This window comes from Isoptericola sp. NPDC056134 (genome assembly GCF_042264825.1).
In the GTDB taxonomy this organism is placed as follows: domain Bacteria; phylum Actinomycetota; class Actinomycetes; order Actinomycetales; family Cellulomonadaceae; genus Isoptericola; species Isoptericola nanjingensis.
This window is the reverse complement of record NZ_JBHJVM010000008.1, coordinates 16,935-31,426: the sequence shown is the minus strand read 5'-3', so window position 1 is coordinate 31,426 and position 14,492 is coordinate 16,935. Positions and strand designations below refer to the sequence as shown.

General features: G+C 75.9%; 15 protein-coding genes. 9 read left to right on the top strand and 6 right to left on the bottom strand.

From position 1 onward, the window contains the following. The first annotated feature begins 120 nt into the window (after positions 1 to 120). Together ACFCZN_RS09705 and ACFCZN_RS09700 are read left to right on the top strand one after the other, a co-directional pair. On the top strand, positions 121 to 1,212 hold the full coding sequence (locus ACFCZN_RS09705) for a Gfo/Idh/MocA family protein (RefSeq protein ID WP_429764252.1): 1,092 nt from the start codon (positions 121 to 123) through the stop codon (positions 1,210 to 1,212). Between the two features lie 55 nt (positions 1,213 to 1,267). Next, positions 1,268 to 2,656 (top strand): hypothetical protein, encoded by a 1,389-nt coding sequence (locus ACFCZN_RS09700; protein WP_430556634.1) that lies wholly within the window; start codon positions 1,268 to 1,270, stop codon positions 2,654 to 2,656. Between the two features lie 78 nt (positions 2,657 to 2,734). On the opposite strand, the gene sucB is transcribed toward ACFCZN_RS09700, so the two are convergent. After that, entirely contained in the window at positions 2,735 to 4,525 is a 1,791-nt protein-coding gene (gene sucB / locus ACFCZN_RS09695; protein WP_430556633.1) for a 2-oxoglutarate dehydrogenase, E2 component, dihydrolipoamide succinyltransferase, read from the bottom strand. Between the two features lie 251 nt (positions 4,526 to 4,776). On the opposite strand from sucB, the gene ACFCZN_RS09690 reads away from it, so the two are divergent. Then, positions 4,777 to 5,121 (top strand): oxidoreductase, encoded by a 345-nt coding sequence (locus tag ACFCZN_RS09690; protein WP_430556632.1) that lies wholly within the window; start codon positions 4,777 to 4,779, stop codon positions 5,119 to 5,121. A 37-nt stretch (positions 5,122 to 5,158) separates the two neighbouring features. After that, on the top strand, positions 5,159 to 5,911 hold the full coding sequence (locus ACFCZN_RS09685; RefSeq protein WP_430556631.1) for a class I SAM-dependent methyltransferase: 753 nt from the start codon (positions 5,159 to 5,161) through the stop codon (positions 5,909 to 5,911). Between the two features lie 75 nt (positions 5,912 to 5,986). Here ACFCZN_RS09685 and ACFCZN_RS09680 read toward each other — a convergent pair whose 3' ends face one another. Beyond that, positions 5,987 to 7,477, bottom strand: a complete 1,491-nt coding sequence (locus ACFCZN_RS09680; RefSeq protein ID WP_430556630.1) for a leucyl aminopeptidase — start codon at positions 7,475 to 7,477, stop codon at positions 5,987 to 5,989. Between the two features lie 63 nt (positions 7,478 to 7,540). Between ACFCZN_RS09680 and ACFCZN_RS09675 the strand changes: the two genes are divergently transcribed. The 4 genes from ACFCZN_RS09675 to ACFCZN_RS09660 are packed head-to-tail and all read left to right on the top strand — an operon-like array spanning position 7,541 to position 9,712. Continuing rightward, the gene (locus ACFCZN_RS09675; RefSeq protein ID WP_429764258.1) at positions 7,541 to 7,900 is read left to right on the top strand and encodes a hypothetical protein; all 360 of its coding nucleotides are present in this window, start codon (positions 7,541 to 7,543) and stop codon (positions 7,898 to 7,900) included. After that, positions 7,897 to 8,403, top strand: coding sequence for a hypothetical protein (locus tag ACFCZN_RS09670; protein ID WP_429764259.1), 507 nt, complete (start codon positions 7,897 to 7,899; stop codon positions 8,401 to 8,403). The genes ACFCZN_RS09675 and ACFCZN_RS09670 overlap by 4 nt, the downstream gene beginning before the upstream one ends. Continuing rightward, on the top strand, positions 8,400 to 9,509 hold the full coding sequence (locus tag ACFCZN_RS09665) for a quinone-dependent dihydroorotate dehydrogenase (RefSeq protein ID WP_430556629.1): 1,110 nt from the start codon (positions 8,400 to 8,402) through the stop codon (positions 9,507 to 9,509). The genes ACFCZN_RS09670 and ACFCZN_RS09665 overlap by 4 nt, the downstream gene beginning before the upstream one ends. Further along, positions 9,506 to 9,712 (top strand): hypothetical protein, encoded by a 207-nt coding sequence (locus ACFCZN_RS09660; RefSeq protein ID WP_429764261.1) that lies wholly within the window; start codon positions 9,506 to 9,508, stop codon positions 9,710 to 9,712. The genes ACFCZN_RS09665 and ACFCZN_RS09660 overlap by 4 nt, the downstream gene beginning before the upstream one ends. A 31-nt stretch (positions 9,713 to 9,743) precedes the next feature. Here the strand turns inward: ACFCZN_RS09660 and ACFCZN_RS09655 are convergent, their stop codons facing one another. Next, a complete protein-coding gene (locus ACFCZN_RS09655; protein WP_430556628.1) occupies positions 9,744 to 11,213 on the bottom strand; it encodes a PLP-dependent aminotransferase family protein in 1,470 nt (489 codons plus the stop codon). Between the two features lie 60 nt (positions 11,214 to 11,273). On the opposite strand from ACFCZN_RS09655, the gene ACFCZN_RS09650 reads away from it, so the two are divergent. Beyond that, on the top strand, positions 11,274 to 12,215 hold the full coding sequence (locus tag ACFCZN_RS09650) for a YitT family protein (RefSeq protein ID WP_430556627.1): 942 nt from the start codon (positions 11,274 to 11,276) through the stop codon (positions 12,213 to 12,215). 42 nt (positions 12,216 to 12,257) lie between these two features. Here the strand turns inward: ACFCZN_RS09650 and ACFCZN_RS09645 are convergent, their stop codons facing one another. The 3 genes from ACFCZN_RS09645 to ACFCZN_RS09635 all read right to left on the bottom strand — a co-directional run bounded on the left by ACFCZN_RS09645 (position 12,258) and on the right by ACFCZN_RS09635 (position 14,469). After that, positions 12,258 to 12,719, bottom strand: coding sequence for a GNAT family N-acetyltransferase (locus ACFCZN_RS09645; protein ID WP_430556626.1), 462 nt, complete (start codon positions 12,717 to 12,719; stop codon positions 12,258 to 12,260). Between the two features lie 95 nt (positions 12,720 to 12,814). Beyond that, positions 12,815 to 13,828, bottom strand: coding sequence for an aldo/keto reductase family protein (locus ACFCZN_RS09640; RefSeq protein ID WP_430556625.1), 1,014 nt, complete (start codon positions 13,826 to 13,828; stop codon positions 12,815 to 12,817). 26 nt (positions 13,829 to 13,854) lie between these two features. Next, complete coding sequence (locus ACFCZN_RS09635; protein ID WP_430556624.1) at positions 13,855 to 14,469, bottom strand: DUF3043 domain-containing protein; 615 nt, start codon at positions 14,467 to 14,469, stop codon at positions 13,855 to 13,857. Positions 14,470 to 14,492 lie beyond the last annotated feature (23 nt).

Genomic DNA, 14,492 nt, shown 5'->3' with positions numbered 1-14,492 from the left:
GGTCGCGTGCCGACCCACCCCTGGTCTACGGGAGGTGCCGGATGGTCACCACCCGCCGGCGGCGTGGCTCGCCGGGGCGGTGCCGGGGCGAGGGGCGCGGCGTCGGGCACGATGGACGCCATGGTCACGGACGAGGCGGCAGAGGCGGGCGCGACCGACGGCGTGACGGCGGCACCGCCGCCGCGCCTGGCGATCGTCGGGTACGGGGGAGCGGGCCGGGAGATCCACGCCCGCCTCGCGGCGGAGGCCGGGCTGCCGGTGACGGCGGTCGTGACGCGCGACCCCGGCCGGCGCAACCAGGCCGCGGGGGACTGGCCGGGAGCCCGGTTGGTGTCGGACCTCGACGAGCTGATCGCCGCCCGCCGTGCCTACGACCTCGTCGTGGTCGCGAGCCCCACGACCCTGCACGCGGAGCAGGCCGCCGCCCTCGCCCGCGCGGAGATCCCGTTCGTGCTCGACAAGCCGATCGGCCTGGACGCGCACCAGGCGCGCGCCGTCGTCGAGGAGGCGGCCGCCACCGGCACGCCGTTCACGGTCTTCCAGAACCGGCGCTGGGACCCCGAGCAGCTCACCCTGGCGAGCCTGATCGATTCCGGGGAGCTCGGCGACGTGCACACGTTCGAGCGTCGATGGGAGCGCTGGCGGCCGGTCCCGCGGCAGCGGTGGAAGGAGAACGACCCGGTCGGCGGAGGGCTGCTGCTCGACCTCGGCCCGCACCTGGTGGACTCGGCGACCCAGCTGTTCGGCCGCGTCCGGTCCGTCTGGGCGCAGACCCGCAGGCTCACCACGCCCACCGAGGACGACGTCTTCCTCGTCCTGGAGCACGAGGCCGGCGGCGGCCGCGCGGCGAGCCCGCACGCCGTCGTGTCCCGGCTCTGGGCGGGGTCCGTCGTGGGGGCGCCCGGCCCCCGGACCCGCGTGCTCGGGTCGGCGGGCGCCTACCTGGTGACGACCTTCGAGCAGGACGCCTCCCCGCTCGAGGCGCTCGACGACGACGCGCCCGAGGGCTCGGTGGGCTGGCTCGCACGCGGCCGCGACCGGCGCGCCGTGCCCGCGGCACCGGGCGGCCACGCCGACTTCTACCGGGCGCTGGGGCCGTGGCTGCACGGGGACGAGCCCGCGCCCGTCGACCCGGCCGACGCCGTGCGCACCGCCGAGGTGCTGGACGCCGCCCGGGTGTCGGCGCGCGAGGGGCGTCGCCTCACCCTCTGACGCGGCCTGTGGATGACGGCGACGCCGGGCGGCCGCGAAGGTGTTCGATGGCTCCGTGGCCACCCAGACGCTGCCGATCCCGACCGACGCCGGCGCCCGCGACGCCCTCCTGGGGCGGGTGCGCGCGCTCTCGGCGCTCCGGCACCCGTGCGTCGAGCCCGTGGTGGCCGTCGACGTGCGCGACGACGGGACCCTGGCCGTGCGGCGCGGCGGCGCCGCGACCGACCTGCCCACCGTGCTCGCCGTCCGCGGGCGCCTGACGTCGCGGGAGGCGGCGGGTGTCCTCGTCGCCGTGGCGCGCGGGCTCGCCGCACTGCACAGCGCAGGGCTGCGGCAGGGGAGCGTGGGCGCGCACGACGTGGTGCTCGACCCCGGAGGCGGAGCGCTCCTGCGCCCGCGGGCCGACGCGGGCGACGTCGTCGGTCCCGGCGGTGCCGGAGCGGTCGTGAGCGACCCCGCCGAGGCGGAAGCGGCGGACGTGCACGCGCTCGCGACGCTCGTCGCCGACCTGCTCCGCGACCGCAGCGACGACGACGCGGCCGCGCTGCGCGCCGTGCTGGCCCCGGCGGCGGCACCCGACGCGAGGGTGCGTCCGGAGGCGGGCACCCTCGCGGCCCAGGCGGACGCGGTCGTCGCCGCCGAACCGGTGCGGCTCCCGGAGCCCGCGGCGCTGGCGGCCGCGGCGCTGGGCCGGCGGTCCGCCGTGCCGGCGGCGGCGGAGGAGGCGCCCGCCCGCGCGTCCCGGAGGCGGGCGGTCCGGCGCGCCGACGGGAGCAGTGCCGGCCGCCCGGCGAGCAGGTCCGCGCGGCGCGCGACCGCCCCGCGCCGCGCCGGGACCGCGCGACGCGTGCTCGGCCTGGCCGGCGCGGTGGCCACGGTGGCGGTCCTGTCGGCGGTCGCGGTCCAGGTCCGGTCGCCCGACGACGGCGCGGACAGGTCGGGCGCGACCGGCGTCGCGTCGGTCGGCGCGTCACCGGCGGCCGCGCCGATGCCGGTCGGCGACGACATCCCGGAGACCGACCGCAGCACGACACAGGACCCCACGCGGGACCGGGCCGACCCCGGCGCCGCGGCCGCGGAGCTCACCCGTCGGCGGGTCTCCCTGATCGCGGACCCGGACGCGGACCCGTCGCGGTGGGGGACGGTGGACGTGCCCGGGTCGCCGGCGCACGTTGCGGACGCCGCCCTGCTCGAGGACGCCGCGCAGGCAGGCACCCGGGTGCGCGGAGCCGAGGCGCGGGTGGAGGACGCCCGTCCGGAAGGGACCGGAGCCGGCGGCTCGGCGGACGACTCGGCGGACGTCGTGGTGCGCTATGCCGTGACGGCGCACGAGCAGGTGGCCGCCGACGGCACCGTCACCGCCGTGCCCGCGACGGACGTGCGCACCGCGACGTTGCGGCTCGCCTGGACGCCGGACGGCTGGCGGGTCACCGAGGTCTCCTGAGCCGCGTCTCCCGTGGGACGACGAAGGGCGTCCCGGCCGCAGCCGGGACGCCCTCCGTCGGTCAGGGACGGGGCGAGGTCAGAGACCGACCTCGGCCTCGAACGCGCCCTCCTCGATGCGTGCCTTGATGGCGGTGAGGAAGCGCGCGGCGTCCGCACCGTCGACCAGGCGGTGGTCGTAGGAGAGGAACAGGTACGCGAACTGGCGGATGGCGATGGTCTCCTCGCCGTCCGGACCCGTCACGACGGCCGGCTTCTTGGTGATCGTGCCGGTGCCGAGGATCGCGACCTGGCCCCCGGGGACGATCGGCGTGTCGATGAGCGCACCGCCCGAGCCGGTGTTCGTGATCGTGAACGTGGCGCCGGAGAGCTCGTCCGGGCCGACCTTGTTGGCGCGCGTGCGGGCGCCCAGGTCGCCGATCTGGCGGGCGATGCCCGCCAGGTTCAGGTCGCCGGCGTTCTTGATGACCGGGACCACCAGGCCGCGCTCGGTGTCGACGGCGATGCCGACGTTCTCCGCGGGGTGGTAGGTGATCTCGCCCTTGTCCTGGTCGATCGAGGCGTTGATCTTGGGGAACGCCTTGAGAGCCTCGACCGCGGCCAGCGTGTAGAACGGCAGGTAGGTGAGGTTCGCACCCTCGCGGGCCTTGAACGACTCCTTGGCCTTCGCGCGCAGCTTGGCGACCTTGGTGACGTCCACCTCGACCACGGTCGTGAGCTGGGCCTGCGTGTGCAGGGCCTCGACCATGCGCTCGGCGACGATCTTGCGCAGGCGGGACATCTTCTCGGTCGTACCGCGCAGCGGGGAGACCGGCAGCGTGGCCGGAGCCTTGGCGGCCGGGGCGCCGGCAGGCGCGGCGGCGGCCGGAGCCGGGGCGGCGGCCTTCTCGGCGGCGGCGAGCACGTCCTCCTTGCGGATACGGCCGCCGACGCCCGTGCCCTGGAGGCTCGAGACGTCCACGCCCTTCTCCGCGGCGAGCTTGCGCACCAGCGGCGTGAGGTAGGAACCCTTGCCCGGGGCGGACGGCGCCGGCTTCTCGGCGGCGGGCTCCGGCTGGGCCGGCTCCTGCGGGGTCGGAGCGGGCTTCTCCACGGCGGCAGGCTTCTCCTCGGCCGGCTTCTCGGGCGCGGGGGCGGGCTCCTCGGGCTTCGAGGGCGCACCGACGGGCTCGGGGGCCTTGGCCGGGGAGGGCTCGGCGGGCTTCTCGGCAGCGGGGGCCGCGCCGGAGCCGACGACCGCGAGCACGGCGCCGACCTCGACCGTCTCGTCCTCGTCCACCAGGAGCTTCTGCACCGTCCCGGCCACGGGGGACGGGATCTCGGTGTCGACCTTGTCGGTCGACACCTCGAGCAGGGGCTCGTCGACCTCGACCGAGTCGCCGACGGCCTTGAGCCAGCGGGTCACGGTGCCCTCGGTGACGGACTCGCCCAGGGCGGGCAGCGTCACCTCGGTGCCCTCGCCGCCACCGGCGGCGGGTGCCTCGGCAGCAGGGGCCTCGGCGGCGGGTGCGGGGGTCTCGGGGGCCGGGGCGGGCTCGGCCGGGGCGGCGGGCTGCTCGGGCTCCGCGGGCGCCTCGGCCTCGGCGGCGGGGGCCTCGGCGGCCGGGGCCGCGTCGCCGCCACCGGCACCGGAGCCGTCGCCGACGACGGCGAGGGTGGCGCCGACCTCGACGGTCTCGTCCTCCTCGACGAGGATCTGCTCGAGCACGCCGGCGACCGGCGAGGGGATCTCCGTGTCGACCTTGTCGGTCGAGACCTCCAGCAGGGGCTCGTCGACGGCGACGGTGTCGCCGACGGCCTTGAGCCATCGGGTGACGGTGCCCTCGGTGACGGACTCGCCGAGTGCAGGGAGCTGCACGTTCTCAGACATGACCTGTGGAGTCTCCTTCGATCAGTGGGTCAGGCGACGAGCCGAGGCGAGCCGGTTTGCCGGCCCGCGACATCTGGGGTTGCCGCGTTCTGGTCACTGCCTGCCATCTTGTCACCTCCACGGGGGTCGCCCCAATCGTTCGGGGGTCCGGGTTGGTGTGACGCTGGGTACACCTGACCGCCGCATGACCTCCAGGACACCTCCGGGCGGCCTCCCGACCACGATGCCCACGACGGCGGTAGTCTCGCGCCATGTCGCTCAGGACCTCGCTGGGACGCCTGCTGGGCAGGTCGTCGTCGCCGGCCCCCGGCGCACCGTCGTCGTCGGGATCGCGGGGCGAGACGATCGCGTACCTGCAGGAGTTCGTGCGCACCCGGGTAGGGGTGGAGGCGTACGTGGAGCCGCCGAACGCGCAGACGCCCACCACCGTCCTCCTCGTGGCGACCACGGGCGAGTGGACGCGACGCCGCGTGCCGGACGAGCGCACGGGGTTCGAGGTGGCGCGGTCGCTGGGCGTCCCGGTCTACAACGTGCGCTTCACCGGATACCCGCAACGCATGCGGGACTGGACGTCGGCGCAGCGCCGCAAGGCCTGAGCCGCGGCGCGTGGGTGACGGAGGAGACCCGGGAGTCATGGACGGCGGGGGCGATGAGCGCTGGTCGGCGGTGGCCGCCGGGTGGGCCGAGCTGTGGGGCTCGTTCGCGGCACCGGTCTGGCCGTCGCTGCTGACGGCCGCGCAGGTCGGGAAGGGGACGCGTGTCCTCGACGTCGGGTGCGGCACGGGCGAGCTGGTCGGGCACCTGGTGCGCGCCGGCGTCGTCGCCGCAGGTGTCGACCCCGCCCCGGCGATGGCGCGGACGGCCCGCGAGCGGAACCCCGGTGCGACGGTCCGGGACGGCGACGTCGAGCACCTGCCGTTCGAGGACGGCACCTTCGACGCGGTCCTCGCCGTCAACGCGCTCCAGTTCGCCGACGCCGTCGACGACGCCCTGGCCGAGGTCGCCCGCGTGCTGGTCCCGGGCGGCCGGGTGGGGATCGCGAACTGGGCCGAGGGGGCGCGCAACGACCTCGACGTCGTCGAGCGCGCCGTCGCGGAGGCGTACGAGGAGGAGGTGCCGCCCGACGGCCCGCTGCGCGCTGCGGGCGGGCTGGAGTCCGCCCTCGTCGGCGCGGGGTTCGACGTCGTGGGGGCGGGGATCGTCGACGTGCCGTGGACCGCGCCCGACGACGACCGCCTGGTGCGCGGCGTCCTGCTCGGCGAGGACGAGGCCACGACGGCCGCGCTCGCGCCGGTCGTCGTGGCCGCGGCGTCGCCGTTCCGGGTCCCCGGCGGCGGGTACCGCCTCGCGAACGCGTTCCGCTGGGCCGTGGCCGTCGCCCCCTGACGAGCGGACGACGGCGGCCGGCCACCCCGTGGGGCGGCCGGGCGCCGTCGTCGTCCGGCCGGGTCGTGGGGCGCGTCAGGCGCCGGCGCGACCCTCGAGGAAGGCGAGCATCGTGCGCACGCCGACGCCCGTGCCGCCCGCGGGGGTGTACCCGAACGACGAGCCCTCGTTGTACGACGGGCCGGCGATGTCGAGGTGCGCCCACGGGGTGTCGCCGACGAACTCGGCGAGGAAGTGCGCGGCGAAGAGCATGCCGCCCCAGCGGCTGGGGGCGGAGTTGACCATGTCCGCGACGGTCGACCTCAGACCGGCCTTGAGCTCCGCCGGCATCGGCATCGGCCAGAACGCCTCGCCCGCGACGTCGGCGGCGGCCTTGACCTCGTCGCGCACCGCGTCGGTGCCCATGACGCCGGAGGTGCGGTTGCCGAGCGCGACCATCTGCGCGCCGGTGAGGGTCGCGATGTCCAGGACGACGTCGTGCCCGTCCTCGACGGCGGCGACCAGGCCGTCCGCCATGACGAGGCGGCCCTCGGCGTCGGTGTTCGTGACCTCGACGGTCTTGCCGCCGCGGATCGTGATGACGTCGGCGGGACGCTGGGCGTTGCCGCCCGGCATGTTCTCCGCGAGGCAGAGGTACCCGGTGACGGCGACCGGCAGGCCGAGGCGCGCGGCCGCCAGGACCGTGTGCAGCACCGCGGCGGCGCCGGCCATGTCGGACTTCATCGTCGGCATGCTGGCCGGCGGCTTGAGCGAGATGCCGCCCGTGTCGAACGTGATGCCCTTGCCGACGATGGCGACCTTCTCGGTGGCCTTGGCCGGCGTGTACGAGAGCTTGACGAGGCGCGGCCCGCGCGACGAGCCCTGGCCGACGCCCACGAGCCCGCCGTACCCGCCCGCGGCGAGCTGCTTGTCGTCGAGCACCGTGATCCTGAGGCCCTTGACGCCCTTGGCCGCGGCCTTGGCGGCGTCGGCGAAGGCGGCCGGGAACAGCTCGTTGGGGGCGTCGTTGACCAGGTCGCGCGTGCCGTGCACCGCCGCGGCGAGCACCTCGGCGCGCGCGACCGCGGCCTTGGCCCGGCCCGAGCGCGCGAACGTCGTCACGACCTGGATGCTGCCGACGGCGCCCTTGGTGTCCTTGCCCGTGCGGTACCGCGTGTAGGAGTACGCGCCGAGCAGCGCCCCCTCGACGACGGCCCCGAGCTCGTCCTCGTCCACCGCGGGCAGCGCGAGGGCGGCCGTGTCGGTGCCGGCGAGCTCGCGGGTGGCGGCGCCGGCGGCGGACCGCAGCACCTCGTGCGGGAAGGTGCCGTCGGCCGCGCGCTCGCCGAGCCCGGCGAGGACGACGACGCTGGCCGACACGCCGTCGCCGGCGGGCACGCGCCGCACCTCGTCGCGGGCGCCGGTGACGCCGAGGCGGGGCGCGAGGGTCTCGATCTGGCGCACGAACGCCTCGGGGAGCTGGTCCGCGACGACGGCGACGCCGTCCGAGGTGGAGCAGGTGCCGACGACGAGGACGTCGACCTTGAGAGAGCTGGGATTCTTGCCGGTGAGGGTGAGGTCTGCCACGCGCCGATGCTATCGCCGTCCCGCGGCCGCCGTCGGGCGGCCGACGGCCGGTAGTCTGCGGGCGTGGTCCTTCCCCTGCTCATCGTCGTCCTGCTGGCGTGCGCCGCGCTCGCCGGGTGGGCGTTGTGGTTCGTCGTCCAGGACCGCGCCGTGATCCTCAAGCAGCTGATCGGCGCCGCCGTGGTCGAGGCGCTCGTCGTCGTGCAGGCGGTGGTGGCCGGCGTCCTCATGGTCACCCGCGACCACCCGGTCGACGGTCCGCTGTTCTGGGGGTACGTCGCCACGGCCCTCGTCGTGCTGCCGGTGGCCGCCATCTGGGCGTTCGCGGAGCGCACCAAGTGGTCGTCGGTCGTCCTGGCGGTGGCCGCTCTCACCGTGGGCTTCCTCGACTGGCGCCTGTGGCAGATCTGGGGGGCGGCATGAGCGGCACCGACCCCGCACCCGCCGCGGGCGCGCGCCGAACCGGCTCCGGCTTCGGCCGGCTGCTCGTCACCGTCTACGGCATCCTCGCCTTCGCCGCGATCGGCCGGTCGTCGTACGAGCTGGCCACCAAGTTCTCCGAGGCGCCCGTCGCCTACTCCCTGTCCACGCTGTCCGCCGTCGTGTACGTGCTGGCCACCGTCGCCCTCGCCAAGGGCGGGCCCCGCTGGCGCGTCGTCGCCTGGGTGACCGTCGGCTTCGAGGCCGTAGGCGTCCTCGCGGTCGGGGCGGCCTCGGCCGTCTCGCCCGACGTCTTCGGCGAGACGACCGTGTGGTCCGGCTTCGGCCAGGGCTACGGTTACGTGCCGCTCGTGCTGCCGTTCGTGGGGCTGTGGTGGCTGTGGCGCACCCGCCCGCGCGGTACGAGCGGTGACGACGGCGCAGCGGCGGCACCGGCCACGCCCGAGCCCACCGAGCCCGCAGCCCCCGACCCGGAGGTCCGATGAGCCCGTACACCCTGCTGTTCAACGGCGTCTTCCGCCGGATGGACCCCGAACGGGCGCACGAGCTCGCGTTCGGTGCCATCTCGCTCGCCGGACGCGTCCCCGTCCTGCGGGACGTCGTCCAGGGCGCCCTCGCGCCGTACCTGGGCCGGGGCAGCGGCGGACCGGGCAGCATCGAGGTGCTCGGCCGCACCGTGCCCGCGCCCTTCGGGCTGGCGGGCGGGTTCGACAAGAACGCCCGTGCGATCCGGGGCCTGACCATGCTCGGGTTCGGCTTCGTGGAGATCGGCACGGTCACCCCGCGCCCGCAGCCCGGCAACGAGGCGCCGCGCATGTGGCGCGAGCTCGACGTGCGGGGCATCCGCAACCGCATGGGCTTCAACAACGACGGCGCCCCCGCCGCGGCCGCGCGGCTCCGCGAGCTGCGGGCTACGCCCGCGGGCCGGGCCGTCGTCGTCGGCGCGAACATCGGCAAGAACAAGACGACGCCCGCGGAGGCCGCGGCCGACGACTACGCCGCGTGCGCCCGCGAGCTCGCCCCGTGGGCCGACTACCTCGTGGTGAACGTGTCGTCCCCGAACACCCCCGGCCTGCGCGACCTGCAGACCACCGCCGAGCTGCGCCCCATCCTCACCGCGGCCCGGGCCGCGGCCGACGAGGCCACCGCCGCCGCGGGCACCCGCCGGGTACCGCTCCTGGTGAAGATCGCCCCCGACCTCGCGGACGCGGACGTCGACGCCGTGGCGGGGCTCGTCACCGAGCTCGGCCTGGACGGCGTCGTCGCCGTGAACACGACCATCGGGCACGACCGCGGCCCCGGCGGCCTGTCCGGCCCGCCGCTCCTGGAGCGCGGGCTGCAGGTCGTCGCCCGGCTGCGCGAGCGCCTCGGGCCCGACCCGGCGATCATCGGCGTCGGCGGGATCTCGAGCGCCGACGACGTGCGCGCGTACCTGCGCGCCGGCGCCGACCTGACCCAGGGGTACACGTCGTTCATCTACTCCGGCCCGTTCTGGCCGGCGCGGGTCAACCGCGCCCTGACGCGCACCCGCGGGTCCGTCGCGGCCGGCAGCATCGACCGTGGCAACGGCTCCACCGGGAGCGCCGCGTGATCCGGGCGCACTGGGAGTGGGCGCTGGACGACGCCGAGGGGCGCGTGCTGAGCGTCCCGAGCCCGGTCTTCACCACGCAGTACGACGCCGAGCAGTGGCTCGGCGAGCACTGGCGGGAGCTGGCTGCCGGCGGAGCGACCCTCGCCCGCCTGCTGCACGACGGGGCGCAGGCGACCCCCGGTGTGGTGCTGCCGTCGGTCTGACGGCACCACCGCGGGGGTCGCGCCATCAGCATCAGCTGCCCGGTGCCACCTGCGCCCAGGCCCGGGCGAGCCGCGGGACGGCGGTCGCGAGCTGGTCGGGCTCGCGCGTGAACGTGAGACGCACGCGGTCGCGCGACGAGCGGTCCGGGGTGAACGCGGGCCCGGGCGTGACGAGGACGCCGTGGTGCACCGCGGCGGCCGCGAGCGCCTGCGCGAGCGGTCGACCCAGGTCGACCCAGAGGCAGAGCCCGCCCGCCGGCACGCGTACGCGCCAGTCCGGCAGGGCGTCGCGGACCAGGTCGACGAGCAGGTCGCGGCGCGCCCGCAGCTCGGCGACGCGGCCGGGCAGGATCGCGTCGGCACGGCGCAGCAGCTCCACGACGGCGAGCTGCTCGAGCACCGGGGTGGCGATGTCGGCCGACTCGCGCACGCGCGCCAGCCGGCGCACCACCTGGGGCTCGGCGCGGACCCAGCCGACGCGCACCCCGCCCCAGAACGACTTCGACGCGGAGCCGATCGTCACGACGTGCGGGGAGGTGCCGTCGCCCGCGAACGGCTCCGGTACCTGCGCGCCGGGGTCGAGGGCCAGGTCGGTCAGGGTCTCGTCGCCGACGGCGGTCGTGCCCGTGCGGTGCGCGAGGTCGCGCACCGCCGCCCGCGCCTCGGCCGACATCGTCGTGCCGGTGGGGTTGTGGAAGTCCGGCACGAGGTAGACGAGCCGGGGGCGGGTGCGACGCACCGCCGACGCGAGCGTCTCGACGTCGCCGACGGGGACGCCGACGACCCGTCCGCCGAACCGTCGCGTGGGTTCCAGGGCGTGGAAGTACGTGGGCGACTCGACGACCGTGGTCTCGCCGCGCCCGACGAACGCGGCGGTGAGCACGGAGATCGCCTGCTGGGCGCCCGTGGTGACCAGGATCTGGTCCGGCGTGGTCGGCACGCCGCGTGCCGTGTAGCGGTCGGCGATCGCCGACCGCAGCGCCTCGACGCCGAGGTGGGCGTAGCCGCCGGTGGCCAGGTACCCGGGCAGCACCTCGAGGGCCGCGGTGTAGGCGTCGTGCAGGGCGGAGGTGGCCGACGGGGTCGCCTGAGCCAGGTCGACGGGGGCCTCGGGGGGTGTGTCGCCGTGCGGGTCCGTGGGGGCGTCGCCCGCCGCGACCGGCACGCCCCCGCGCGTCGCGCCGGCCCCGCGGGGGAGTGTCGTGACGGTGCCGGAGCCGACGCGGCTCGCGAGGAAGCCGAGCTCGCGCAGGCGGGCGTAGGCGCCGGACGTCGTCGTGCGCGAGACCCGCAGCGCCGTCGCCAGCTCACGCTCGCTGGGTACCCGGGTGAGCGGCGGCAGGCTGCCGGAGAGCACCGCGGCGCGCAGGGCGTCCGACAGTGCGAGATAGGCCGGCCCTCCCGCGCGCCAGTCGCCGAGCAGACGCGCGGTGGCGGCAGGGGAGAGCTGCCGGACGGCGGGCGGCGTGGACGTGGCAGAAGGTGGGGAGACGACGGTCACGGGGCCACTGTCGCCCCAATGGATATGGATTGCAAGGCCATTGGCGCGGAGGGTGGGAGCATGAGCACGACCGCCCGCCCTGTCCGCCGTCCGTCCCGCCGACCCGCGCGCCGCCTGCCGCGCGGCCCTCTCCGCCGGCAGACGGCGCGCAGCCCGCGCCCCGGAGCGCCTCGGGCCACGTCCGCGGCGCCGCCCGTGACCGCGGGGACCACCGCGCCCGACGACGCCGCCGTGCCCGCCGTGGCCCCGGCGGTGCCCTGGGGGCCCGTCCGCCGCGGGACGCAGCTCGTCCTCGGGCTGCTGGGCTTCACGTGGTCGATGGCGATGATGCTGCACGCGGGCCAGGGCGGCATGCCGTGGGACGTGCTGCACCAGGGCCTGGTGCGCAGCACGGGCCTGGGGTTCGGCACGGTCGTCGCGCTGACGTCCGTGCTCGTGCTGCTCGCCTGGGTCCCGCTGCGCCAGCGGCCCGGCATCGGCACGGTGGCGAACGTGGCCGTCATCAGCCTGGCGATCGGGCCCTGCCTCGCGGCCACGGCGTGGCTCGTGCCCGACCCGGGCCCGGTCGCCCGCGTGGCGCTCGCCGTCGGCGGCATCGTCCTCAACGGCGTGGCGACCGCCGCCTACATCGGCGTGCGGCTCGGCCCGGGCCCGCGCGACGGGCTCATGACCGGACTCGTGCAGCGCACCGGCGGGTCGGTGCGGCTGGTGCGCACCGCCATCGAGGTCGTCGTCGTGCTCGCAGGAATCCTGCTCGGCGGGACGTTCGGCTGGGCCACGGTGGCCTTCGCGCTGGGCGTCGGCCCCGTGGTGCAGGCGACCGTGCGCTGGCGGTGGCTGGTGCCGGCGGGCCTCACGGGAGCCGGCGCGCCCGCCGTCCGCTCCGCCGGCGCGACGAGCCATCGGCCCACCGACGCCGACGCCGACGCCGACGTCGCGCGGCGCGCGCGCGAGATCGCCCGCGCGCTCGACACCGTCGCCCGGGAGCACCGCGACCACTGACCGGCACAGCGTCCGGCACGCGATCGTTCGCGCCGTCGGCCGTCAGGGCGCGACGGTTCGTCCGCCGGACGGCAGGGTGCGGCGGTAGAAGGTGGCGGAGGCGTCGTAGCCGAGGGTCTCGTAGAAGCCGCCCGCGCGCCGGCTCGCCAGGGAGACGTAGGCCGCGCCGCGCACCGTCGCCCACCGCTCGGCGTGGGCCATGAGCGCGGCGCCGAGCCCGCGGCCGCGGTGCGCCGGGGCGACCATGACCTCTTCGACCCAGCAGACCGGGCCGTTCGCGAGGAAGGTGAGGTGCGTGCTCGCGAGGAGATAGCCGCGCGGGACGTCGTCGCCCGCCGGGTCCGTGGCGACGGCGAGCAGGGTGTCGTCCCGGGCGAGGAGCGCGGCGAGCGTGCGGTCGAAGGCGTCCCGCCGGGGCCGGAAGCTGGTCGTGAAATCGCGGGCCAGCGGCCACAGGGCGTCGGCGTCGGCGGCGCGGGCGGGGCGGACGGTCGGGGAGGGCACGACGGCACCGTAGCGTCGACGTCGCGGTGGGTCGTCGTCGCGTCTCAGGACGAGGACCCACCGCGACGTCGGTCCCGCCGGGGACCGCGGGCCGGTCAGGCCACGCGGGTCTGCGGTGCGTTCTCGGCGGTCTTGGCCGGGTCTCGGACGACGACGTCGCCCAGGACGTCGTCGATCGTCGCCAGGAGCTCGGCCGGGATCGTCACGCCCGAGGCCTTGACGTTCTCCGCGACCTGCTCGGGCCGGGACGCGCCGACGAGGGCCGCCGCGACGTTGTCGTTCTGCAGCACCCACGCGACGGCGAGCTGCGCCATCGAGAGGCCCAGCTCGTCGGCGACGGGGCGCAGGCCCTGCACGCGCGTGAGCACGTCGTCGTCGAGGAAGCGGCGGATGCTCGACGCGCCGCCCTTCTCGTCGGTCGCGCGCGACCCGGCCGGCAGCGGCTGCCCGGGCACGTACTTCCCGGACAGCACGCCCTGCGCCATCGGCGACCAGACGATCTGCGACAGCCCGCACTCCTGCGAGGCGGGCACGACCTCGTCCTCGATGACCCGCCACAGCATGGAGTACTGCGGCTGGGAGGAGATGAGCTGGAAACCCAGCTCCTTCGCCAGGGCCGCGCCGGCGCGGATCTGGTCCGCCGTCCACTCGGAGACGCCGATGTACAGGGCCTTGCCCTGGCGGACGATGTCGGCGAACGCCTGCATCGTCTCCTCGAGCGGCGTCTCGGTGTCGTAGCGGTGCGCCTGGTAGAGGTCGACGTAGTCCGTGCCGAGGCGGTTCAGAGAGCCGTTGATCGACTCCATGACGTGCTTGCGCGACAGGCCCGTGTCGTTGGGGCCGCCCGGTCCGGTCGGCCAGTACACCTTGGTGAAGATCTCGAGCGACTCGCGACGCTCGCCCGCGAGCGCGTCGCCGAGCACCTGCTCGGCCTTCGTGTTCGCGTAGACGTCCGCGGTGTCGAACGTCGTGATGCCCGCGTCGAGCGCGGCGCGCACGCACTGCGTGGCGACGTCGTTCTCGACCTGCGAACCGTGGGTGAGCCAGTTGCCGTAGGTGATCTCGGAGATCTTCAGACCGCTGTTGCCGAGGTACCGGTAGTTGACCATGCACCCACCCTAGGCGCGGCGCTGGGTCACTCCGGCCAGACGCCGTGCTTCTTCGACGACGGCTTGGGCAGGCGCGAGCGGCGGATCTGGAACGCGCGCATGACGGCGTACATCATCGTGCCCTTCGGCACCTCGCCGAACTTCGCCCGCAGTCGCTTCCGCAGTCCTCGCCACAGCAGGAACGCGTCGGCGATGGTGAGCAGCACGACGGCGTACAGCAGCATCAGCACGACCGCCGCCATCGTCACGTTCTGCATGAAGATGAAGTTCAGGACGATGAAGGCGAAGGCGACGGGCAGGAAGAACTCGCCGAGGTTCCAGCGCGCGTCGACGTAGTCGCGCACGTACCGCTTCAGCGGGCCCTTGTCGCGCGGGGGCAGGTGGCGCTCGTCGCCGGTCTGCATCGCCTTGTACTCGAGGTTGCGCTGCTCGCGCGCCTTCTCCCGCGCCGCCTTGGTCGCGGCCTTGCGGTCGTCGGGCACCAGAGGGCGCTTGTTCGCGGCCTCGGACACGCTGCGCTTGGGCGTGGGGCGGCCCTTGCCGCCGGGCGTGCCGGCCTTCTCGATCTCGGCGGCCGCGTCGACGGGGTCGGTGGAGCCGGGGGACGACGGCGTCGCGTCGGGCTTGTTGCGGGAGAACACGCTCCCAGAGTAGTCGAGCGCGC